Raw genomic sequence first — 19,259 nt, 5'->3', positions numbered from 1 at the left:
GTTCTTATTTTTAATTAAATCGTTTCTTTAAGCGCCATGGAGGGCTTTGGTATGAGTGCCAGCCGACCTCAAATAACACGTGTCCTGATTGTAGAGAGCGTGCCGGAACTGGCAAATGTCTGGCAGCGGCATCTGCTGCGGCAGGGTATGAAAGTGACAAGTGTCGCAGGTCAGGATCTGGCTATCGCGCATCTTTCAGAAAATGATACTGATATTATCATTCTGGATTTGGTGATCGAGGAAGGCTGTGCCCTCGCGATTTCGGATTATGCCAACTATCGCCAGCCCGATGCGCGAGTGATTTTTGTGACCAACACCAGCTTTTTCTCTGACGGATCGATTTTTGCCCATTCGGCCAATGCACGGGCCTTTGTGCAAAGCAGTACGCCACCAGAGGACCTCGTGGCCATGGTGGCGCATTACGGTGCGGAGTTGCAGGTCAGTTAACCGCGATCATGCGGCGCGTGCCAGTCAATAACGGGATTGATCGGGATGATCCGGTTGGGGTTAATCGTCTCATGGCTGTAGTGATAGTGGCGGATGATGTGATCAAATTTGACCGTCTGCGCCACCCCTTCCCATTGATAGAGTTCGCGGGAGTAGGCCCATAAGTTGGGGTAATCCACGATCCGCGCGCGATTGCATTTGAAATGCTGGTGGTAGACGAGATCAAACCGCACAAGCGTGGTGAACAGCCGCCAGTCGGCCTCGGTCACGCGGTCCCCTGTCAGGTAGCGGTTCGCTGTAAGAATTTCCTCAAGCCAGTCGAGTGTATCGAAGAGCGGATGCACGGCGTCGTCATAGGCCGTTTGGGTTGTGGCGAAGCCGGATTTATAGACGCCGTTGTTGAGCGTGTCGTAAATTCGGGCGTTCACGACGTCGATCTTCTGGTGCAACTCTGTAGGCCAATAGTCGTCAGTGTTGCCTGTGATGGCATCGAAAGCGCTGTTTAGCATGCGGATGATTTCGGACGATTCGTTGGAGACGATGGTATTTTGGGCTTTGTCCCAGAGGATCGGAACGGTCACACGGCCTGTGAAGTCGGGCACAGCGCGGGTGTAGATGTCGCGTGCATAGGATAAGTTGAACAGGGTGTCGCCTGTGGCGCCGTTAAAATCTGTTTCAAACGTCCAGCCGTTACCGAGCATGTCGGGGTGAACGACAGAGATTTCGATCAGGTTGTCGAGCCCTTTGAGCGTTCGGAAGATCAGGGCGCGATGCGCCCATGGACATGCGTGGCTGACGTAGAGATGATACCTGTCTGCTTCGGCTTTAAAGCCATCTCTGCCGCTGGAGCCAGCGCCGCCATCGGGCGTAATCCAGTTGCGGAAATTTGCCTCCTGCCGCTTGAATGCGCCGCTGCTCTCTTTTGTATCATACCAGCTATCATGCCATTGGCCGTCGATGAGCAAGCCCATACCTGTCTCCCTTTTGAACCTTCATAGAAATGTAACCTGTAGGGGCTAAGTTTCTAAGGGACGCTGCCGCGCAGAAAGCGTGCGAAAATACACAGTGAGAAACTAAGTTTCAAAAATGAGTTGCTTTGCGAAACTTTCGGAACAACTCTGGTCATGCAAAATGGGAGAAGAATCATGGATATATTTCTACCCAAAGGGTTTGAGCCTGGCATAGCGCGGCCTCGAATGAGCCATCCTTTGCGTGCAGCTCAACTGTCTGTTGAAGCGGGCGGTGTGTATTATCCAGTATTGCGGCGCTGGGCCACGGGATTTGCCGTGCGGGCGGGGGTGGTGCCTGAGCTCAGTGGCGTTGTGGATTTGTATGACGGTGCCGAGCATTTGAGCCAGTATTTGATCACGGGCAAGGATACGGCCAACGGCGAGATTGTGTTTGTTGTCAAACGGAGTTGCGGTGTGGATTATGCTTCGGGGCCTGACGTCGAGGCAGACGCACGGAGCGCGTGACCATCCGGGCTTTTGGATTTTTGGATATAAAAAGGGCGTTCTGACCAGAGCGCCCTTTTGTCGTTTTCGAGCGGCGGTCTATTGCAAGTCTTTGAAGGCTTCTGCGAGGCGGTCGCAGGCCTCTTGTACGCGTGCGCGGGGGGTCGCAATGTTGAACCGCAAAAAGCTCTCGCCGCCTGTGCCGAAGGTGGGGCCGTGATTGGCAGCGATGCTGGCGCCTTGCTCGACACGTTTGGTGAATTCTTCGCGGCTCATCCCTGTGTCCGTGAAATCGACCCACGCGAGGTAGGTGGCCTCCAGCGGCATGGATTTGAGGCCGGGGATTGCGTTGATGGCATCGTCAAAAAGTTGGCGGTTGCCGTCGAGGTAGGCGATTAGATCGTCCACCCATGCTGCCCCTTCGGGGGAGTAGGCGGCAGTGGCCATGAAGAGGCCAAAGCTGTTGGGGGACAGGCCGAGTGCCATCATGCGGGCGCTGAATTTCTCACGCAGGACCGGATCTGCGATGATGACGTTGCCAGCGTGACTGCCTGCGATGTTGAAGGTCTTGGTCGTGGCGGTCATCATCACGAGGCGGTCCTCGATTCCATCGATCAGGGCCATAGCGGTGTGTTTGTGACCAGGCATGACCAGATCGTGGTGGATTTCGTCCGAGACGAGGATCAGGTCGTGACGCTTGGCGAAGGCAGCTACCTGCTCAAGCTCGGCACGGGTCCAGACGGTGCCGCCGGGATTGTGCGGCGAGCAGAGCATAAGCATCTTTTCGTTGCCTGTCATCTGCCCGTCATAGGCGTCGAAGTCCATGCGGTAGCGGCCGTTCTCCTGCACCATCTCGCACTCAACGACTTGGCGGTCAGCGGCTTTGATGACCTTTGCAAAAGCGTGATAGACGGGGGTGAAGAGGACGACGCCTTCGCCCTTTTCGGTAAAGGCATCGACGCACATGGCGGTGCCGTTTACGAGACCGTGGGTGGTGAAGATATGGGCGGGATCAAGGTCCCAGCCGTGCCGCTCCTTCATCCACCACTGGATCGCGGCGCGGTATTCGCTGTCATCGCCGAAATAGCCATAGACGCCGTGATTGACCATCGCCTGCACAGCGTCTTGGACAACTGGGGCGGTGGCAAAGTCCATATCGGCAACCCACATGGAAATGCCCGTGTCGGCAGGCACACCGTAGATACTCTCCATGCCGTCCCACTTCACACAGTGCGTGCCGCGGCGTTCAATCGGGGTGTCAAAGCTCATGTGATCTCTCCTGTAGATTTGCGCCAAACCCTAGCTGTGCCAGATTGATGTGCAAGCCCTGCTTGCGGGAACAGGGGTCATGCCCTACATGAACTTGCATGAAACGCCCTATTATATACCACCCCGATCCGCGCCTTAAAAAGCATTGTGCCGCTGTTGATGATCTGACGGATGATCTGCGCACGCTGGCTGATGATATGCTGGCGACGATGTATGACGCCCCTGGTGTGGGGTTGGCAGCACCGCAGGTTGGTGTGCTGACCCGTTTGGTTGTGCTGGACTGTGTGAAGGAGGAGGGCGAGAAGCCGCGCCCCCTGATCATGTTTAACCCGCAGATTGTTGCCTCGTCCGAGGAATTGAACACCTATGAAGAAGGATGTTTGAGCCTGCCCGAGCAGTTTGCCGATGTGACGCGCCCTGCCGAGGTTGAAGTCACGTGGATTGACCGCGACGGGAACGAGCAGCGCGAGGGGATGAACGGATTGTGGGCGACGTGTGTGCAGCACGAGATTGACCACTTAGAGGGCAAGCTGTTTATCGATTACCTCAAACCGCTACGCCGTCAGATGATGACGCGCAAGATGGTTAAGTTTAAGCGCGAGTTGGCGCGAGGATGAGTGTGCTGGAGGTTGTGCAGTGGCCTGATGCGCGGCTGACCGAGACTTGTACGCCTGTTGAGGGAATTACACCCGAGATTGAAACACTGGCGGCGGATATGTTGGAGACGATGTATGCGGCCCCCGGTCGTGGTTTGGCAGGTCCGCAGGTTGGTGCCATGGTGCGGGTGTTTGTGATGGATGCTGGGTGGAAAGAGGGCAAGTCCGATCCGCTGGTTTGTATCAACCCGATGTTGATGGAAGTCAGTGAGGAGCGGGCGAGCAACTCTGAGGGCTGTTTGAGTATTCCCGGTGTGAGCGCGGAGATTTCGCGTCCTGCGCAGGTGCAGATGGTTTGGACGGGGCTGAATGGCGGGCGTTATGTGCAGAGCTTTACAGGTTTTGCTGCGGCCTGTGTGCAGCACGAGATTGACCACCTTGACGGAATTATAACCTTTGACCATCTGGACGCGGAAACGCGTGCCACGGTGGAAGCGGAGTATGCGGCATGACGGTACGAACAATTCTGACGTGGCCTGACAAGCGGCTGCGCACGGCGTGCGCAGAGGTCACGGAAATCACGGAAGAAGTGCGCCGCATTTGGGATGATATGATCGAGACGATGGACGCCATGCCCGGTGTCGGCCTTGGCGCGCCACAGATTGGCGTGATGCAACGGTTGGCTGTGGTGGACACATCGGAGGCGCGGAACAAGCGGATACGGCTTGCGAACCCTGAAGTGATCGATGCTTCGGCGATACTAAATGTGCATGAGGAAGCCTCCCCTTGTTTGTCGGGCGTGTCGGCCAAAATCTCGCGTCCGCGCGGGGTGAAGGTACGGTACACGGACGAGACGGGTGCGGTGGTGGAACGTGATTTTGTGGGGTTGGACGCGACCAGCGTGCAGCATCAGATCGACCATTTGGACGGGAAGATGTATTTTGACCGCCTGAGCAAAATGAAGCGCGATATGTTGATCCGCCGTGCGCGCAAGATGAACGGGTGATCTGATGCGCATTGTTTTTATGGGCACGCCAGAGTTTTCGGTATCTGTTCTGGATGCGCTGGTTGAGGCGGGGCACGAGATTGCTGCTGTCTATTCCCAGCCGCCGCGCCCAGCGGGTCGGGGCAAGAAGGACCGTCCCTCACCAGTGCATGCGCGGGCGGAGGCCTTGGGGCTGGAGGTGCGCACGCCTGTCTCGTTGAAGACGGCGGAGGCGCAGGCGGATTTCGCAGCGTTAGAGGCGGATGTTGCTGTGGTTGTGGCCTATGGGCTGATCCTGCCGCAGACCATTCTGGACGCGCCTGAGCGCGGGTGTTTGAACATTCACGCCAGTCTGTTGCCGCGTTGGCGCGGAGCCGCGCCCATTCACCGTGCGATTATGGCAGGTGATGCACAGACCGGTGTGTGCATCATGCAGATGGAAGCGGGGTTGGACACTGGTCCTGTGCTGTTGCGCGATGCCTTGGACATCGGGGCCGAGGAGACAACGGCGCAGTTGCATGACCGTTTGGCGATAATGGGTGCAGGGCTGATCGTTGAGGCGCTGGAACGTTTGGATGATTTGGTGGCGGAGGTGCAGCCTGAAGAGGGTGTGATCTATGCCGAGAAGATCGACAAGGCGGAGGCGCGGATCGACTGGACGCGGCCTGCGGATGAGGTTGATCGGCTTATACGTGGGTTGTCGCCATTTCCAGGCGCGTGGTTTGAGATGGACGGCGTGCGGGTGAAAGTGCTTGAATCGCGTTTGGTTGAGGGTGCTGGGCCTGCGGGTGAGGTGATTGATGAGGCGCTGCACATAGCTTGTGGGGAGGGGGCAGTTGCCCTCACCCGCTTGCAAAAGGCGGGCAAGGGAGCGCAGGATGTGGATGTGTTCCAGCGCGGTATGCAGATCGCTGTTGGCGCGGATTTGAACAAAGGATAGCCCTATGTTTCCCACGATGATCGGTACAGTTGTGATTGCGGGGATCGTTGGCTACCTCGCCGAGAAGACCGAATTCACACATAACGGGATTTTGCAGTCGATCATCATCTGTATTGGTGGCGCGTTTGTGTTCTACTTTGTGCGGCTGATGTTCGGGTTCGGATTTTCATCGCCGGGAGTGAACGCGATTGTCTCGTCTATCGGCGCACTTATTATCGTTCCGTTTCACTGGCGAAAATAGTGGGCGTCATTCCTTTGGCGGAGCGCTTTTGTAAACGGGAAGATTCCATCCAAAGAAGATCGATCCGGCGCGGAGAACCCAAGTTACCGTTGCACCAATAATCAGACTGTAGGGCACTTCGGGCAGATATGCGTTGAGCAGAACTGTCGTCGTAGCACCTGCAAAGGCGGCGGTGACATAGAGCTCACCCTGTTTGAGAACGACGGGGACATCGCCCACCACAACATCGCGCATCAGACCGCCCATGCAACCCGTGACGATGCTCATTAGGATCGTAATGGCTGGGCCTTGATCGAGGCTTATGGCGACGGCAGCACCAGCAGCGACGGCGACAGCGAGTGCGAGGCTGTCGAGCCAGATTATGGCGCGCAGGCGGGATTCGAGCAGGTGGGCAGTGAAGAAGATTACTAGGGCTGCGGTGGCGGCGGCGGCCAGATAAGTGGGCTCCGCAATCCAGAAGATCGGATTGCGGTCCAGCAGGAGGTCGCGGATGGTGCCGCCACCGACCGCCGTGAGGCAGGCGATGAAAGCAAAACCTACAAGATCAAGCTGGGCGCGGCTGGCTACAAGTGCACCTGTAATCGCGAAGACGATCACAGCGGCATAATCGAGGAAGGTGATCAGAGTCATAAGGTGGCTTTGATCCAGTCGAGAGCGCGTTTGTCTGTCTCGGTAAACCCATTAAGGGGGATATCGAGTGTCATCCATGAAAACTGAAGGAGTGCAGACGTGTCGGCGCAGACGTGTTTCCACTGCTCGCGGATCGGCGGCGCGATACGGCATAGGGTGAAATGCCAGACTTCATCTGCGGTAATTTCGGATGAAGTCCCGATGGGGAGGGCGGCGCGCGTTTCCAGCGTGCTCACGGTGTAAAGTGCTTGGGCAGCAGCGCGCGTCGCCTTATCTGCTGTCGGGACGATAGTTTTTACGAGGTGCTGCGTGCCGTCGGGAGTTTGATAGACAGCGATGCGGCGCGTCGCCCCGTCTGGGTTCAGTGCCACGGGACAGGCGATAATGGTCATTTGGATTTGAACGGGGCCATGCCTGCGCGGGCAAGGGCGTCTGCACGCTCGTTTTCGGGGTGGCCTGCGTGCCCTTTTACCCATTCCCATGTGACGCGGTGGCGCGCGTTGGCGGCATCAAGGCGTTGCCAGAGTTCAACGTTTTTCACGGGCTTTTTCGCAGCGTTCTTCCAGCCGTTTTTCTTCCAGCCAAAGATCCAGCCTGTGATGCCGTTTTTCACATAGTTGCTGTCGGTGACGATTGTGATCTCGGTGTCGCGGTCCAGCGCTTCGAGGGCGTGGATTGCGGCGAGCAACTCCATGCGATTGTTGGTGGTGTTGGCTTCGCCGCCTTTGAGTTCGCGCTCTTTTACGACTTTGTCACCTTCCATCGCCTGCAAGAGAGCCCCCCAGCCTCCGGGGCCGGGATTGCCCGAACAGGCGCCGTCTGTGTATGCGTAAAGTTTAGCCATATGCGGCGAGTGCTATCCAATCGGCATAGGTGCCGTCCAGCCCTTTACCGCTGCCTGTGTGCTTTTTTGTGATGGTAAAGCCCGCCGTTGTCAGAAGGTCGCGCAATTCGTCCTCGATGACATAGGTGTATTGGCGGCCGATGCTATCGCGGGCGGTGTCTGTGCCCAGCTTCATAGCGATGTGGAAAGTGCCGTTTGGTTTCAGCGCGGTGTGCAGTGCAAGCAGGATTGTGGGCAGGGCCGTGCGGTCGGCGTGCAGCAGGCTGAAATTCGCCCAGATGCCATCGTAGAGGTTTGTGCCGCTGATCTGGTCAAAGGTTTTGACTTCGGCATGGACGAGGGGGTGCTGTGCCGCAAGGGCGATCATTTCCGAAACCGCATCGGTGGCGTGGACCTGTAGCCCCGCGTTTGCCATGACGCATGCCGCTGTGCCAGGGCCGCAGCCGAGGTCGAGGGCGGTCCCGCCGCGGGGGAGTGCGGCGATGAAGGCGGTGAGCAGGGGGTCGGCGCTCAGGTCGGCATCGGTGAGGGTCGCGTATTTCTGCGACTGGGCGGCGTAGACCTTGAGGGTTTCGGGATCGCTCATACGAAGGCCGTGATGGCGAGGCAGATGAGGACGATTGATGTGAGCAGAAGGCGCAGGGACATCCACCAGATTGGTGTCAGCCCCCAGCGGGAGAATGTTGTGTCGAGGATGAGCAGGCCTGCGAAGCCGATCATCAGATTGAGGCTGGCGTTGCTGGGACCGAAGCCTGTCATGAAGAAGGCCCAGAGAGCGGGTAGGACCGAAAGGAAGTAGCCCGTTGTGGCGCGTGTGCTGTCCGCTTTTGTGGCAAAGCCCCAGAGCACGCCCGACATGAAGGACAGGATGATCGCGCCGTAGAAAAGCTGGACATAAGGGCCAGTAAAGCGTGCGCCGAGGGTGCTGGTGCTGAGGTCGCTGAGCGCGGGGCTGAGGACAGTTGCGGCACCCCAGAGAAAGGGCAGCAGACCTGCGAGTCCGAGAAGGAGAGGGGAGCGGGGGATAGGATGTATCATGCGCGCTCGAATGCGAGGCGGGCGGCGAGGGCGGTGAAGATTGCGGCGAAGGAGCGCGAAAGCCATGCCATGACGCGGGGGGAGCCCAAGAGTTGGGTGCGCGCGGCGGCGGCGAAGATGCCGTATAGGACGAAAACCGCGAAGGTGAGGGCCATGAAGACAGCACCGAGCAGGGCCATTTCCGCTGTGGCTGTGGCGGGTGTGCCCGACAGAAACGGCGGCAGCAGGGCGAGAAAGAAGATCGAGAGTTTGGGGTTAAGAATGTTGATCAATGCGCCGCGCCGTGCGATGCGCCAACCGCTTTGCCGCGTTTCGGAGGCTTGGACGTTGAGTGCGCCGCCGTCTTTGAGCGCTTGGTATGCGAGGTAGAGCAAATAGGCGACGCCCGCCCATTTCACGGCTGTAAAGAGGAGTGCCGAGGTGTGCAGAACTGCGGCTAATCCCAGCGTGGCGGCGGCGAGGTGGGGGACGATGCCGAAGGTGCAACCCAATGCAGCCCAGAGTGCGGCGCGGCGTCCTTGGCCAAGGCCGAGTGCGAGGGTGTAAACTACGCCAGTGCCGGGGATGATGACGACGACCAGTGCGGTGAGGAGGAATTGGAGGGTAATCATGGGGAGCGGCCTTTGGTTTTGGAGTTCCTTAAGGCTACGCTGTGGGTGTTGGGGATGTGAAGGGTTGAATCGGAAAATTATTCAGCCAGTTCAGTGTTCCCTCGGCGGAACAAAGTGTGCTTTCGCTGCGCACGCCCGAAGGTCAGCTTCTAGAAATACGAGGTCGAAATCGATAAGCGGTTTCGGACAACGACGACGCAGTCTCCCGTTCGATAATTCCAGCGCCGGCATTGATCGATTCTGAAGGGTGCATTTGGGCGGCCTTGGCAGGAAAGGCAAAGCCCGATTCCCAAGTGGAAGCGGACTGCTTTAATTGGGGCGCCCTATTCGCGGTTGAGATGGCTCAAGAACAGAGAAATTCTAGGATCAGTTGTCCCTTGAAAGAAGTCATCAACAGGAAACTCACCATGCTTTTGGCCGTCTTCCAGAAACCAAATTGAGTTGGCGACACTTCGGGCAAAGCCCATCTCATGTGTCACGCAAACCATGGTCATCCCTTCTGAAGCAAGGTCTCCCATGACGTCCAAAACTTCTGAAATCATCTCAGGATCCAAGGCGCTGGTAGGCTCATCAAAAAGCATTATTTTGGGTTGCATGGCCAGGCATCTGACAATCGCTACTCGCTGCGCTTGACCGCCTGATAAGCTCTCTGGATACTCATGTTCCTTACCCGACAACTTGACCCGCCGGAGAAGATCGGATGCCATCTGTTCTGCTTCATCCCTGGCGATCCCCTTCAGTCTGCGCGGCGCCAGAGTGATGTTGTCTAAGACGCTCAGATGCGGGAACAGGTTGAACTGCTGGAAGACGAACCCCAAGCTCATCCGGAATTGATCAAGGTTTATGTTTGGCTCGTAAATATCACGACCGTCGATGGTAATTCGGCCGGAGTCGATCTCTTCAAGTCGGTTAAGCGTTCGAATGAGAGTGCTTTTACCAGACCCTGAGGGACCGCAAACAACTGTCACAGTGCCTTTTGGGAAGTTACCCGAGATGTCTTGTAAGGCGCGAAGTTTACCGAAAGATTTGTTTACGTTTTCTACAGTAATCATGCTGGTAGAACTCCCTGTGACTTGCCTATTCTTCGCTCAAGCCATCGCGCTGCGGATGTGAAGGTGAAGCAAACGATGAAAAATGTCAGACCTAGAATGAGGTAGATTTCGACCGGCTTTACCAGAAGTATGGAATTCACTTGCGAGGCGGCAAAAGTGAACTCATGCACCCCGATGACAAATCCCAGAGAGGTCTCTTTTATGATGGAGACAAACTGGCTCAGCAATGCAGGGAACGAGTTATACATCACCTGAGGAAGTACGATTAATATCATAGTCTTGGTGCGCGAAAATCCCATAGCTTTGGCCGCTTCCGTCTGGCCGTAAGGCAGAGACTCAATGCCTGCCCGAATAACTTCGGCGAGGTAGGCGCTCTCATACAGGACCAGGGCAATGACCATGACCCAAAATGCGCCAATCGACGTTCCAAAGATGATTGGGCCAAGGAAGTGTGCCCAGAAGATGATCATCAGGAAAGGCGTGCCGCGCATCACATAGACAATTACAAACGTCACACCGCGCCAAAACCGGTTCTTTCCGGTCCTACCAATGGCAATCAGAATGGAACAGGGTAGCGCGAGGATCAGGCAAATCGTGGCAAGCAGTAGGGTTCCGGCAAGACCGCCAAGGGGGCCATGCGGATATTGCCCGATGAGGAAAAACAGCCAATAGTCATTAATGATCTCAAGCATTGCTGGCCCTCCTGCTCTTTTTTGCCCACCGCTCCGCAAACTCCCCTGCGATCATGATTAGGATCGAAAAGAAGAGATAAACTATTGTGGCGACAAAGAAGATTTCAAACGTTCTGAATGTATCATTATTGATAGACAGCACCTGATACATGAGCTCATGAACGCCAATCGCCATTGCAATCGAGGTGTTCTTAAAGAGCAGCAATGTATTGTTCATGATCAGCGGAATGGTCGCACGCAAAGCCTGCGGAAATACGATGTATTGCATTGTTCGGAGGAAGCTGAACCCGAGTGCCCGACTTGCTTCCACCTGCGTGTTGTTGATCGATCTCACGCCGCTTCGAAACGACTCCGAGAAATAGGCGGCCATGCAGAACCCCAAGGCGAGGCCCGCAAGAATAAAGCCACTATCCCAGCGATTGAGAGCTTTTTGTAGAAAGTCGGGGAGCAACATTGGGACTGCAAAATACCAGAACATGATCTGCACGAGCAGAGGTATATTTCGCGCAAGCTCAATATATGCTGCAGGTATCCAGGCAATCACTTTGATCGGTGACATCCGCATAAGCAGGAGCAGGAAACCTAAGACGAATGCGATCGTCCACGAAAATATAAAAAGCGCAAAGGTCAGTGACAGGCCTTGTAAGAGCCAAGATAAGTAGGGCTCCTGAAGAACCGCTATTGATTCAAAACTCATCTCTGACCTCTGCGCTTTGGTATCCGTTTACTTCAGATAGTCAGCAATTGGCACGATCTTGAAGTTCCGCTGTTTGTCTTCGCCAAACCACGTATGGTAGATGGCTTCCGCTTCACCGTCTGCTTCCATAGCCGCAAGCGCTTCGTCCACTTTTGCTACAAGACGTGTTTCACCTTCGGCAACACCAATACCCCAAGGCTCGAACTTCAGTGGCTCAGGCACAAACTCCATAGGCTTGGGTGATTTTGCCTTCAATTCAGCCGCGATCACATCTGTCATCGCCACGGCATCAATCTTACCCTGTACAAGCGCTAGAAAAGCCGCGGGAATATCTTGATAGCTTGCAACTTCAGCTGTCGGGATGATGTCGCGGATATACTGTTCAGTGCTGGAACCCTTTGCTGTGCCGATTGATTTACCAGCCAAGCTTGCCAAATCTGTAAAGCCTGCATCTGCATGGCCCATCACCATCTGAACGCCAACATAGTAGGAGAGAGTGTAATCCACCTGCTCGTCGCGCGCTGCGGAATAGCCCAGTGCGGCGGCCAGAATATCAATGCTGCCTTGCTGCAGTTCTGGGATGCGCCCTTCGACAGAGATAGGAACAATCTCGACTTCGATCTCCATTTTTTTTGCGACGGCCTTACAGAAATCGATATCATAGCCGACGACTTCGCGGGTCGTCGCATCCAGAAATCCGAATGGCTTTGCTGCTGAAATGACGCCGCAACGTAGCTTTCCGGCGGTCATGACGTCGTCCAATTTGTCCGCTTGTGCGGGGCTGACCGCAATAAACGCACCAGCGGCAAGTGCCGCAATTTTCAATGTTAAGTTTCTCATTGGTCTGTTCTCCCTTAGTTTTTTGGTATTTTTAAGCGCGATACTGCATTTGCAATATTCGCGCAGGCTTCAGTGATAATTTCTTCAGATGTTGCAAAGGACATGCGCAGGTAGGGCGACATCCCATACGCGGCCCCGGCAATCGTCGCGACATGTGCTGCGCGAACGAAATATCTGGCCACGTCGCTGTCATCATTCAGCGTTTCGCCGTCTTCGGTTGTCGCCCCCAGAAGGCCCGCCACGCCAACAAACGCATAAAACGCCCCCTCTGGCTCACGACATTCCAACCCAGGAATAGTGCTCAGGCCTTGTACCAAGCAATCGCGCCGAAGTTGGTATGCGGCTCTGTTCAACGGAATATCAGATTGATCATCCGACAACGCGGCGAGCGCTGCGGCCTGGCTGATAGAAGAGGTGCAGCTTGTATCCTGCGAAATGATGGTTTTGATCTGCACGATCAGGTCTTTTGAACCACCCGCGTATCCGATCCTCATCCCCGTCAAGGCATATGCTTTGGATATCCCGTTGGCCGTCAGTACACGGTCACGCAGGTTTTGGTTTGCGCCCAAGAACGTACTGAAATTGGCACCATCAAAGACAAAATGCTCATAAATCTCGTCTGATAGCACAAGGCACGAGGGGTGCTGCGAAATCACGGTTCCTAATGCTGCCATTTCGTCGCGGGAGTAGACGGCCCCAGTCGGGTTATTCGGACTGTTTAGAACGACCCACTTTGTTTGTGGCGTGAGGGCAGATTTCAACTGTTCGGGCGTTACTTTGAAACCGGCATCCGCTGCGCATTGAACCTCGACTATTTTTGCACCGAAAAGCTGCGCAATATCGGGGTATGATACCCAGTAAGGCGCAGGAACAACGACTTCGTCACCTTCGTTAATGGTGGCACAAAATGCAGCGAAAATGATCTGCTTCAAACCTGCCCCAAGGGCGATTTCATTTTCAGCAAACTTCAAACCGTTGTTTTTCTCGAAACGCTCAGCGATCGCCGCCATAAGCGGCTGGTTTTCGATGAGATACCCTGTGTCATTGCGGCTTACCGCGTCCAGCATCGCAGTGATAGCTGCGTCTGGTGGGGCGAAATCAGGCTCTCCAATTGCCAGTGAGAGGATGGAGACACCTTTCCGCCTTAGCTTTGAGACCTCGACGGCCGCAGCCATGCTTGCTGATGGCTTGATATTCGCCATCCGTCTCGCAAAGAGCTTGGCATGCAACGGGTCCTGGCTGATCATATGCGTTTTTCCCGCTTTGCTTGGACAGCGCGTCTGGACCACAGGAGCATGTGCTCTTTTATGGCTTAGAGCGCTCATAGAAGTGCCTACGGAACCCTGCACGGCTGTGTTCAGCTCCACTTGTATTCAAAAAGCTATGAGAGCAATTACATCAAAACAAGCGATATTTTCTGATGTATTAACATCAATAAAGGTAATGTAATCTGTGCTTTTAGGTGTGTTTACCCGACACGCCCAACAACTGCGAAGTTGTGCTCCCCGCACGGATTGCACGACGCATTTCCTCTTCTTGCTGCATTCGGACTTCGCTGGCTGCAATGGCTGAGACTACTGAATCTTTGGGGATGGAAACGAGACCATCGCGATCCCCGACAATTATATCTCCGGGACAGACACTTACACCACCAATCACAATTGGAACCTCTATTTTTCCCAGTGCCTTCTTTTCAGTACCCTTGATGGACAGACCACGACAAAAGACAGGAAAGCCGCTTTCGACCACGTCGTTTCCGTCCCGGACACAACCATCAATCACAAGGCCACCCAAGCCCATTTCCATCGCTTGAAGCGTGAGGATATCCCCCCAAGGGCCAGCTTCCATGAAGCCCTTGGCGTCAATAATTAAGATATCTCCGGGCTTTGCAGTTTCGAGTGCGATGTGGATCGTCAGGTTATCAGCGGGCCGCATGTCAACCGTGAAAGCAGGCCCTGCAATGCGCGATTTAGGATCTAACGGTTTGATCCCGTTGTCAAACGCGCCAAAAGCACCCTGCGCTTCATACACTGTCGCAGCACCGAGTACCTTTAGCCTGTCGAGTTGTTCAATCGTTGCGGACATTGCCGATACCTCATTCATTAAATTGGGGTCGTCGTTTGCCTGATCGGCACTGGTCAAAGTGCCGTTGAACGTAGCGGAACGCGCCGTCGGCAATGCGCCTCAAATCTCGTTCTGTTCAAAAATTAGGGCTATGAATGCATCAAAACAAGCGATATTTTATGATACATTAACATCACTAAAGGTAATTAGATGATCACTATTCGACAGGTTGAGGCGCTGGTTTGGACAGTCCGATTGGGAACCCTTTCACGTGCTGCACAACGCTTGAACGCAGCGCAGCCAACAATTTCAAAGCGTCTTCAGGAACTTGAAACGGCGTGCGGTTTCGAGATCTTCGAGAAACGCGGTCGCAAACTATATTTGACCGAAAAAGGCAAAAACCTGAACGTTTTGGCTGAAAAAATCTTTGCGCTTGCTTCACAAGTAGAAGATTTGAAGAACGATGAAACTCCGGTTGAGCGGCGTATTTCAATCGGTGTCACCGAGTTCGCTGCGCATACTTGGGTCGTTGATTTGGTGGAGCAGATTAGATCAGAATTGCCGCACTTCGTCCCGCAAATCTCGATCGAACACTGCGGTATTCTTCGCGATAAACTGGTTCGCGGTGATTTGGATCTGATTGTTTGCCCCAGTTACACCCATGATGCGGATATTTCTTCCCAGCAGGCTCAAGAGATAAAATTTGCAATGGTTGGAAGCCCTCGCTACTTTTCATCAGATCAAATGTATCAGGGGCAAGATTTAGCCAGATACAGTTTTCTAACCCATGGTTCTATAGGCACGATCGGTGCCGTTGATACTTGGATCGCTGATATTGGTTGGAGTCCCTACGAAGTGGTCCAAGTCGATAGCTTGGTCGCCCAGATCGAGATGGCGAGGGCAGGCATGGGGCTCGCGGTTTTACCGAAAGCCAGCGTATCGACGCTCATTGCATCCGGTCAGCTGACAGAGATCAAATTTGAAGAGAACATTTGCAATGTCCTGTACAGAATCTACGGCCGCAAAAGTGAACTGTCATCTTCTCTAAAGAACATCGTCGATATTATCAGAGATATCTGCAACTTTGAGAGTCACGGTCAATATATCGCTGAACGTCATGCCTCTAGCTAGATCGCAAGTGCAGACATTCGCTGCATAGCAGAAAATCAGCAATAAGGGCTCAAAGCCGACCTTCGCTGCGCTTGAAATTCAGGCTGGCTCCCGCAACACTCTTGGCACTTTGAATTCTACGTTCTCTACCGCCGTCTCCACCAACTCCTCGGTCACGTCATAGCGGGATTTGAAAACGTCGATGACTTCGTTGATGAGGATTTCGGGAGCCGATGCGCCAGCGGTGATGCCGATGCTGGAGATGCCGTCCAGTGCGCGCCAGTCGATGTCGTCAGCGCGTTGCACCAGCTGGGCATAGTTGCAGCCCGCGCGGGAGCCTACTTCGACCAGGCGTTTGGAGTTGGAGGAGTTCGGGGCGCCGACCACAAGCATGGCGTCGCATTTGGGGGCCATGGCCTTTACCGCTTCTTGGCGGTTGGTAGTGGCGTAGCAGATGTCTTCTTTGTGTGGGCCTACGATTTGGGGAAAGCGTTTTTGCAAGGCGGCCACGATGTCGGCAGTGTCGTCAATGCTCAGCGTGGTTTGGGTGACGTAGGCGAGCTTGCTCTCGTCGCGGACCTGCACGGTTGCCACGTCTTCGGGGACTTCGACAAGGATAACTTCGCCCTCGGGCAACTGGCCCATGGTGCCGACAGTTTCGGGATGGCCCTCATGGCCGATCATGATCATTTGCAGACCAGCATCGGCGTGGCGCTGGGCCTCGATGTGGACTTTGCTCACCAAGGGGCAGGTGGCATCGACATAGACCATGTTGCGGGCTTGGGCCGCGTTTGGCACGGATTTGGGCACGCCGTGGGCGGAGAAGATCACTGGGCGGTCATCGGGGCACTCCGACAGTTCTTCGACAAAGACAGCACCAAGGTCGCGCAAACCATCGACGACGAATTTATTGTGCACAATCTCGTGGCGGACATAAACGGGGGCGCCCCATTTCTCGATCGCCATTTCGACAATCTTGATCGCGCGGTCTACGCCTGCGCAAAAGCCGCGCGGGGCGGCGAGATAGAGGATAAGGGGTTGTTTGCTCATGTTTGTATCTCCGCTCGTCCCTTACAGGTAGGGGGGGCGTGCCTTAAGGTCCAGCCCCTTTGACGCGCGACCCGCCATAGAGGAGTGCGGCAACTTCGGCCCTGTTGCGCACGCCGAGCTTTCTGTACCCGATTTTAGCATAATCGGAGACCGTATGGACGGACAGGCCGAAGAGATGTGCGGTGGCTTTGCGGGTGCGACCTTGAGCCAAGTGCAAGAGCACTTCGGTTTCGCGCGGGGTGAGCACGTCAAAGGGTTCGGGGAGTGCATTTGGAATGAGTGCGCGGCGTTCTGGCTGCTGGTTTGAGGCAGGGGCCGTTGCGATGAGTTCCTCGATGCGGCGGTGAATGACCATGCAAAACATCCGCATGTCCTCGGCGCGGGGCATCATCGTTCTCAAGAACTGCGGACCATCCATCGCGTTGCCAATGACAAAGCCGCCGAACCGTTCCGCTCCTTTGAGGCGCATTGGCATGGCGATGCCTGCGCGGAGACCGTGATCCGCTGCGCGGGTGATAAAGGCGCGTTCACTGTCGGAAATGTAGGGATGCTGCGCCATAAACTCAACGCCGATTTTCAAGATTTCATATCGGTTGCAGGCATGGATCAGGAACGGGTCTTCTTTGGGCGGTGTCTCGCGGTAGAGGTCGGGCATGGTGCTGCGGACAAACAAGCTTTCAAAGGCAGAATCGACGCTGAGATACACCGCCTGATGAAACCCTAGACTGGCGAATACCGTGCACGCGCCGTCCCATAGCGTGTCCACCGTCGCGCATTTTTCCAGATTGGCCGCATGCTTGATGAACAACGAGGTGCACCTTCCACTCCCCCCTTTTTCGGGGGGCATAAAATATAAATTCAACGATTATAATAGCAAGAGGGGCAGCGCATGCAATGTTTGCGTTCTATTTTAGGCCCTGACATTTTAACAGGTTGCATGCCGTCGGTCCTACCCTGGGCGGGCGGCATGCTATTTATCAGTTAGCAGCGGCAGGTACAGGCTCACGTGCGGGTCGGCCAATCACTTCGCGCAGATCGTCAAGTTCGATAAAGTTGTCTGCTTGACGGCGCAGATCATCCGAAATCATCGGCGGCTGGCTGCGGATGGTGGAGACAACCGACACACGCACCCCTTGGCGCTGCAAACTGGCCACGAGCGGGGTGAAGTCACCATCGCCGGAAAAGATAACGATGTGATCCACGCGCGGTGCAAGCTCCATCGCATCAACGGCCAGTTCGATGTCCATGTTGCCCTTGACCTTACGGCGGCCCATGCTGTCAGTGTATTCTTTTGCGGGCTTTGTCACCATGGTAAAGCCGTTGTAGTTCAGCCAGTCGACCAGTGGGCGAATGGGAGAGTATTCGTCATTTTCCAACAACGCAGTGTAGTAGAAAGCGCGTAGCAATTTGCCGCGGCGCATAAATTCAGAGCGTAACAGCTTGTAATCTATGTCAAATCCGAGTGTTTTTCCTGCTGCATAGAGGTTTGACCCGTCAATAAACAATGCAAGACGTTCATCTTTGTAAAACATAATATACCTCTCAAAAAACGCGTTTAGTGCTAAGAAAATTCATTATCTTATAATGGCTCTGCCAGCTGCTATATAGACTTGGTTTCGCCAAAGGGAAGTTGCCGCATGTCTGAAATGGAGAAACGGGGAAAAATCAGCGTAGAATCGCCTGAACACGGCTGTGTCTATCTGATCGCATTGGGATCAAACCTTAATTTTTCGGGGAATAATCCGTCTGATGTGCTGGTTGGGGCGCTGGTGGCGCTGGAAGATCGCGGTTTTGTGATTCGCGCGTGTAGCCGTTATTTCAACACACCCGCCTATCCTGCGGGCGCTGGTCCGGAGTTTGTGAACGCTGCGGCGGAAGTGGAATATGTGGGAACAGCGGCGGAGGCACTGGCGCAGATGCACGCAGTCGAGGAGGAGATGGGTCGCGCACGCGCGGTCCGCTGGGGTGCCCGAACGCTTGACCTTGATCTGATCGCGGCTGGGGATAGTGTGCTTCCAGACGCAAAAACGCACAAATACTGGTGTGATCTGCCGCTTGGGGCGCAAAAAACGGCTGTTCCTGAGGTGTTGATTGTGCCGCACCCGCGGTTGTGCGAGCGGGCCTTTGTGCTGGTGCCGCTGATGGATGTGGCGCCAGATTGGTGTCATCCCGTAACGGGGCGAAGTGTGCGGGAGATGCATGACGCACTGTCTGATAGTGCTCGAGCAGAGGTAGTGCCGCTATAATACCTGCTTGTAAATCAGGGCGAAGAGGCCTAGATACCGCTTTCTAGCAGAAAATTTATTGGAGCGTCCAATGGCCCGCGTTACCGTCGAAGATTGTGTTGATAAAGTCCCAAACCGGTTTGAACTGGTCATGTTGGCCGCGCACCGTGCGCGTGAGATTTCTGCAGGTTCTGCTGTAACTGTGGACCGTGACAACGATAAAAACCCCGTTGTGTCCCTGCGCGAGATTGCAGACGAGACCCAGAGTGCCGATGATCTGCGCGAGCGTCTGATCGAAAGCAATCAGACACAGATCGAAGTTGACGAGCCCGAAGAGGACGCCATGGCGATTCTCATGGGTGCCGAGCAGGACAAGCCCGAAGAAGATAGCATGTCCGAAGAAATGCTTTTGCGGCAGCTGATGGCGGCACAAGGGCAAGGCTAATTTGTCGGGACGATCCGACCCGAATGGGG

The 19,259-nt window shown here is 55.0% G+C and carries 27 protein-coding genes; 10 read left to right on the top strand and 17 right to left on the bottom strand.

The window, feature by feature from the left end; genetic code table 11:
* Positions 1 to 51: 51 nt before the first annotated feature.
* Positions 52 to 447 (top strand): response regulator, encoded by a 396-nt coding sequence (locus Q0775_RS05560; protein WP_298858365.1) that lies wholly within the window; start codon positions 52 to 54, stop codon positions 445 to 447.
* On the opposite strand, the gene Q0775_RS05555 is transcribed toward Q0775_RS05560, so the two are convergent.
* Positions 444 to 1,418, bottom strand: coding sequence for a glutathione S-transferase family protein (locus Q0775_RS05555; protein ID WP_298858364.1), 975 nt, complete (start codon positions 1,416 to 1,418; stop codon positions 444 to 446). The two genes, Q0775_RS05560 and Q0775_RS05555, sit on opposite strands and share 4 nt — an antisense overlap.
* Before the next feature lie 174 nt (positions 1,419 to 1,592).
* Between Q0775_RS05555 and Q0775_RS05550 the strand changes: the two genes are divergently transcribed.
* Complete coding sequence (locus tag Q0775_RS05550) at positions 1,593 to 1,922, top strand: hypothetical protein (RefSeq protein ID WP_298858363.1); 330 nt, start codon at positions 1,593 to 1,595, stop codon at positions 1,920 to 1,922.
* Between the two features lie 78 nt (positions 1,923 to 2,000).
* Here the strand turns inward: Q0775_RS05550 and Q0775_RS05545 are convergent, their stop codons facing one another.
* Complete coding sequence (locus Q0775_RS05545; RefSeq protein WP_298858362.1) at positions 2,001 to 3,170, bottom strand: MalY/PatB family protein; 1,170 nt, start codon at positions 3,168 to 3,170, stop codon at positions 2,001 to 2,003.
* Positions 3,171 to 3,268: 98 nt separating this feature from the next.
* On the opposite strand from Q0775_RS05545, the gene def (Q0775_RS05540) reads away from it, so the two are divergent.
* Genes def (Q0775_RS05540) through Q0775_RS05520 form a run of 5 tightly spaced genes read left to right on the top strand, consistent with a single transcriptional unit; the run spans position 3,269 to position 5,932 of the window.
* Positions 3,269 to 3,787 carry a peptide deformylase gene (gene def / locus Q0775_RS05540; protein ID WP_298858361.1) on the top strand — a complete coding sequence of 173 codons (519 nt, stop codon included), beginning with the start codon at positions 3,269 to 3,271 and terminating at the stop codon, positions 3,785 to 3,787.
* Complete coding sequence (gene def / locus Q0775_RS05535; protein WP_298858360.1) at positions 3,784 to 4,278, top strand: peptide deformylase; 495 nt, start codon at positions 3,784 to 3,786, stop codon at positions 4,276 to 4,278. The genes def (Q0775_RS05540) and def (Q0775_RS05535) overlap by 4 nt, the downstream gene beginning before the upstream one ends.
* On the top strand, positions 4,275 to 4,772 hold the full coding sequence (gene def / locus Q0775_RS05530; RefSeq protein WP_298858359.1) for a peptide deformylase: 498 nt from the start codon (positions 4,275 to 4,277) through the stop codon (positions 4,770 to 4,772). Before def (Q0775_RS05535) ends, def (Q0775_RS05530) begins: the two co-directional genes overlap by 4 nt.
* 4 nt (positions 4,773 to 4,776) lie before the next feature.
* Complete coding sequence (fmt, locus tag Q0775_RS05525) at positions 4,777 to 5,691, top strand: methionyl-tRNA formyltransferase (RefSeq protein WP_298858358.1); 915 nt, start codon at positions 4,777 to 4,779, stop codon at positions 5,689 to 5,691.
* 4 nt (positions 5,692 to 5,695) lie between these two features.
* Entirely contained in the window at positions 5,696 to 5,932 is a 237-nt protein-coding gene (locus Q0775_RS05520; RefSeq protein WP_298858357.1) for a hypothetical protein, read from the top strand.
* Positions 5,933 to 5,938: 6 nt separating this feature from the next.
* On the opposite strand, the gene Q0775_RS05515 is transcribed toward Q0775_RS05520, so the two are convergent.
* The 12 genes from Q0775_RS05515 to Q0775_RS05460 form a co-directional block, all read right to left on the bottom strand.
* The gene (locus tag Q0775_RS05515) at positions 5,939 to 6,562 is read right to left on the bottom strand and encodes a TRIC cation channel family protein (protein ID WP_298858356.1); all 624 of its coding nucleotides are present in this window, start codon (positions 6,560 to 6,562) and stop codon (positions 5,939 to 5,941) included.
* A complete protein-coding gene (locus Q0775_RS05510; RefSeq protein WP_298858355.1) occupies positions 6,559 to 6,954 on the bottom strand; it encodes a hypothetical protein in 396 nt (131 codons plus the stop codon). Before Q0775_RS05510 ends, Q0775_RS05515 begins: the two co-directional genes overlap by 4 nt.
* Complete coding sequence (gene rnhA, locus Q0775_RS05505) at positions 6,951 to 7,406, bottom strand: ribonuclease HI (protein WP_298858354.1); 456 nt, start codon at positions 7,404 to 7,406, stop codon at positions 6,951 to 6,953. Before rnhA ends, Q0775_RS05510 begins: the two co-directional genes overlap by 4 nt.
* Positions 7,399 to 7,992 carry a class I SAM-dependent methyltransferase gene (locus Q0775_RS05500; RefSeq protein ID WP_298858353.1) on the bottom strand — a complete coding sequence of 198 codons (594 nt, stop codon included), beginning with the start codon at positions 7,990 to 7,992 and terminating at the stop codon, positions 7,399 to 7,401. Before Q0775_RS05500 ends, rnhA begins: the two co-directional genes overlap by 8 nt.
* Positions 7,989 to 8,444 (bottom strand): DUF3429 domain-containing protein, encoded by a 456-nt coding sequence (locus Q0775_RS05495; protein ID WP_298858352.1) that lies wholly within the window; start codon positions 8,442 to 8,444, stop codon positions 7,989 to 7,991. The genes Q0775_RS05500 and Q0775_RS05495 overlap by 4 nt, the downstream gene beginning before the upstream one ends.
* A complete protein-coding gene (locus Q0775_RS05490) occupies positions 8,441 to 9,055 on the bottom strand; it encodes a LysE family translocator (RefSeq protein ID WP_298858351.1) in 615 nt (204 codons plus the stop codon). Before Q0775_RS05490 ends, Q0775_RS05495 begins: the two co-directional genes overlap by 4 nt.
* Positions 9,056 to 9,378: 323 nt before the next feature.
* Positions 9,379 to 10,107: an amino acid ABC transporter ATP-binding protein gene (locus Q0775_RS05485; protein ID WP_298858350.1), complete on the bottom strand. Its 729-nt coding sequence runs from the start codon at positions 10,105 to 10,107 to the stop codon at positions 9,379 to 9,381.
* The gene (locus tag Q0775_RS05480) at positions 10,104 to 10,799 is read right to left on the bottom strand and encodes an amino acid ABC transporter permease (RefSeq protein WP_298858349.1); all 696 of its coding nucleotides are present in this window, start codon (positions 10,797 to 10,799) and stop codon (positions 10,104 to 10,106) included. The genes Q0775_RS05485 and Q0775_RS05480 overlap by 4 nt, the downstream gene beginning before the upstream one ends.
* The gene (locus Q0775_RS05475; protein ID WP_298858348.1) at positions 10,792 to 11,496 is read right to left on the bottom strand and encodes an amino acid ABC transporter permease; all 705 of its coding nucleotides are present in this window, start codon (positions 11,494 to 11,496) and stop codon (positions 10,792 to 10,794) included. Before Q0775_RS05475 ends, Q0775_RS05480 begins: the two co-directional genes overlap by 8 nt.
* Before the next feature lie 27 nt (positions 11,497 to 11,523).
* Entirely contained in the window at positions 11,524 to 12,336 is an 813-nt protein-coding gene (locus Q0775_RS05470; RefSeq protein ID WP_298858347.1) for an ABC transporter substrate-binding protein, read from the bottom strand.
* A 14-nt stretch (positions 12,337 to 12,350) separates the two neighbouring features.
* The gene (locus Q0775_RS05465; RefSeq protein ID WP_298858346.1) at positions 12,351 to 13,583 is read right to left on the bottom strand and encodes an aminotransferase class I/II-fold pyridoxal phosphate-dependent enzyme; all 1,233 of its coding nucleotides are present in this window, start codon (positions 13,581 to 13,583) and stop codon (positions 12,351 to 12,353) included.
* A 211-nt stretch (positions 13,584 to 13,794) separates the two neighbouring features.
* Entirely contained in the window at positions 13,795 to 14,421 is a 627-nt protein-coding gene (locus Q0775_RS05460) for an RraA family protein (RefSeq protein WP_298858345.1), read from the bottom strand.
* A gap of 189 nt (positions 14,422 to 14,610) precedes the next feature.
* On the opposite strand from Q0775_RS05460, the gene Q0775_RS05455 reads away from it, so the two are divergent.
* Positions 14,611 to 15,531, top strand: coding sequence for a LysR family transcriptional regulator (locus Q0775_RS05455; RefSeq protein WP_298858344.1), 921 nt, complete (start codon positions 14,611 to 14,613; stop codon positions 15,529 to 15,531).
* 78 nt (positions 15,532 to 15,609) lie between these two features.
* Here the strand turns inward: Q0775_RS05455 and ispH are convergent, their stop codons facing one another.
* From ispH to Q0775_RS05440, 3 genes are all read right to left on the bottom strand, one after another.
* Positions 15,610 to 16,560, bottom strand: a complete 951-nt coding sequence (gene ispH, locus Q0775_RS05450) for a 4-hydroxy-3-methylbut-2-enyl diphosphate reductase (protein WP_298858343.1) — start codon at positions 16,558 to 16,560, stop codon at positions 15,610 to 15,612.
* Positions 16,561 to 16,603: 43 nt separating this feature from the next.
* Positions 16,604 to 17,368: a LuxR family transcriptional regulator gene (locus Q0775_RS05445; RefSeq protein ID WP_298858342.1), complete on the bottom strand. Its 765-nt coding sequence runs from the start codon at positions 17,366 to 17,368 to the stop codon at positions 16,604 to 16,606.
* Between the two features lie 169 nt (positions 17,369 to 17,537).
* On the bottom strand, positions 17,538 to 18,092 hold the full coding sequence (locus tag Q0775_RS05440; RefSeq protein WP_298858341.1) for an NYN domain-containing protein: 555 nt from the start codon (positions 18,090 to 18,092) through the stop codon (positions 17,538 to 17,540).
* Between the two features lie 105 nt (positions 18,093 to 18,197).
* On the opposite strand from Q0775_RS05440, the gene folK reads away from it, so the two are divergent.
* Both folK and rpoZ read left to right on the top strand, forming a co-directional pair.
* Positions 18,198 to 18,806 carry a 2-amino-4-hydroxy-6-hydroxymethyldihydropteridine diphosphokinase gene (gene folK, locus Q0775_RS05435; RefSeq protein ID WP_366863153.1) on the top strand — a complete coding sequence of 203 codons (609 nt, stop codon included), beginning with the start codon at positions 18,198 to 18,200 and terminating at the stop codon, positions 18,804 to 18,806.
* Between the two features lie 70 nt (positions 18,807 to 18,876).
* A complete protein-coding gene (gene rpoZ / locus Q0775_RS05430) occupies positions 18,877 to 19,230 on the top strand; it encodes a DNA-directed RNA polymerase subunit omega (protein WP_298858340.1) in 354 nt (117 codons plus the stop codon).
* Positions 19,231 to 19,259 lie beyond the last annotated feature (29 nt).

It is taken from the genome of uncultured Sulfitobacter sp. (assembly GCF_947499945.1).
In the GTDB taxonomy this organism is placed as follows: Bacteria; Pseudomonadota; Alphaproteobacteria; order Rhodobacterales; family Rhodobacteraceae; genus Sulfitobacter.
The sequence above is the reverse complement of the archived record's forward strand: the minus strand, read 5'-3'. Positions and strand labels throughout refer to the sequence as shown.

Coding starts and splice junctions, on each gene's coding strand:
- Q0775_RS05550 (WP_298858363.1), top strand. CDS start 1,593: ATGGATATATTTCTACCCAAAGGGTTTGAGCCTGGCATAGCGCGGCCT.
- def (WP_298858360.1), top strand. CDS start 3,784: ATGAGTGTGCTGGAGGTTGTGCAGTGGCCTGATGCGCGGCTGACCGAG.
- Q0775_RS05500 (WP_298858353.1), bottom strand. CDS start 7,992: ATGAGCGATCCCGAAACCCTCAAGGTCTACGCCGCCCAGTCGCAGAAA.
- Q0775_RS05560 (WP_298858365.1), top strand. CDS start 52: ATGAGTGCCAGCCGACCTCAAATAACACGTGTCCTGATTGTAGAGAGC.
- Q0775_RS05545 (WP_298858362.1), bottom strand. CDS start 3,170: ATGAGCTTTGACACCCCGATTGAACGCCGCGGCACGCACTGTGTGAAG.
- Q0775_RS05495 (WP_298858352.1), bottom strand. CDS start 8,444: ATGATACATCCTATCCCCCGCTCCCCTCTCCTTCTCGGACTCGCAGGT.
- def (WP_298858361.1), top strand. CDS start 3,269: ATGAAACGCCCTATTATATACCACCCCGATCCGCGCCTTAAAAAGCAT.
- Q0775_RS05520 (WP_298858357.1), top strand. CDS start 5,696: ATGTTTCCCACGATGATCGGTACAGTTGTGATTGCGGGGATCGTTGGC.
- Q0775_RS05485 (WP_298858350.1), bottom strand. CDS start 10,107: ATGATTACTGTAGAAAACGTAAACAAATCTTTCGGTAAACTTCGCGCC.
- Q0775_RS05515 (WP_298858356.1), bottom strand. CDS start 6,562: ATGACTCTGATCACCTTCCTCGATTATGCCGCTGTGATCGTCTTCGCG.
- ispH (WP_298858343.1), bottom strand. CDS start 16,560: ATGAGCAAACAACCCCTTATCCTCTATCTCGCCGCCCCGCGCGGCTTT.
- Q0775_RS05455 (WP_298858344.1), top strand. CDS start 14,611: ATGATCACTATTCGACAGGTTGAGGCGCTGGTTTGGACAGTCCGATTG.
- Q0775_RS05510 (WP_298858355.1), bottom strand. CDS start 6,954: ATGACCATTATCGCCTGTCCCGTGGCACTGAACCCAGACGGGGCGACG.
- rpoZ (WP_298858340.1), top strand. CDS start 18,877: ATGGCCCGCGTTACCGTCGAAGATTGTGTTGATAAAGTCCCAAACCGG.
- Q0775_RS05490 (WP_298858351.1), bottom strand. CDS start 9,055: ATGATTACCCTCCAATTCCTCCTCACCGCACTGGTCGTCGTCATCATC.
- Q0775_RS05475 (WP_298858348.1), bottom strand. CDS start 11,496: ATGAGTTTTGAATCAATAGCGGTTCTTCAGGAGCCCTACTTATCTTGG.
- Q0775_RS05465 (WP_298858346.1), bottom strand. CDS start 13,583: ATGATCAGCCAGGACCCGTTGCATGCCAAGCTCTTTGCGAGACGGATG.
- Q0775_RS05440 (WP_298858341.1), bottom strand. CDS start 18,092: ATGTTTTACAAAGATGAACGTCTTGCATTGTTTATTGACGGGTCAAAC.
- Q0775_RS05480 (WP_298858349.1), bottom strand. CDS start 10,799: ATGCTTGAGATCATTAATGACTATTGGCTGTTTTTCCTCATCGGGCAA.
- folK (WP_366863153.1), top strand. CDS start 18,198: ATGTCTGAAATGGAGAAACGGGGAAAAATCAGCGTAGAATCGCCTGAA.
- Q0775_RS05470 (WP_298858347.1), bottom strand. CDS start 12,336: ATGAGAAACTTAACATTGAAAATTGCGGCACTTGCCGCTGGTGCGTTT.
- rnhA (WP_298858354.1), bottom strand. CDS start 7,406: ATGGCTAAACTTTACGCATACACAGACGGCGCCTGTTCGGGCAATCCC.
- Q0775_RS05460 (WP_298858345.1), bottom strand. CDS start 14,421: ATGTCCGCAACGATTGAACAACTCGACAGGCTAAAGGTACTCGGTGCT.
- def (WP_298858359.1), top strand. CDS start 4,275: ATGACGGTACGAACAATTCTGACGTGGCCTGACAAGCGGCTGCGCACG.
- Q0775_RS05555 (WP_298858364.1), bottom strand. CDS start 1,418: ATGGGCTTGCTCATCGACGGCCAATGGCATGATAGCTGGTATGATACA.
- fmt (WP_298858358.1), top strand. CDS start 4,777: ATGCGCATTGTTTTTATGGGCACGCCAGAGTTTTCGGTATCTGTTCTG.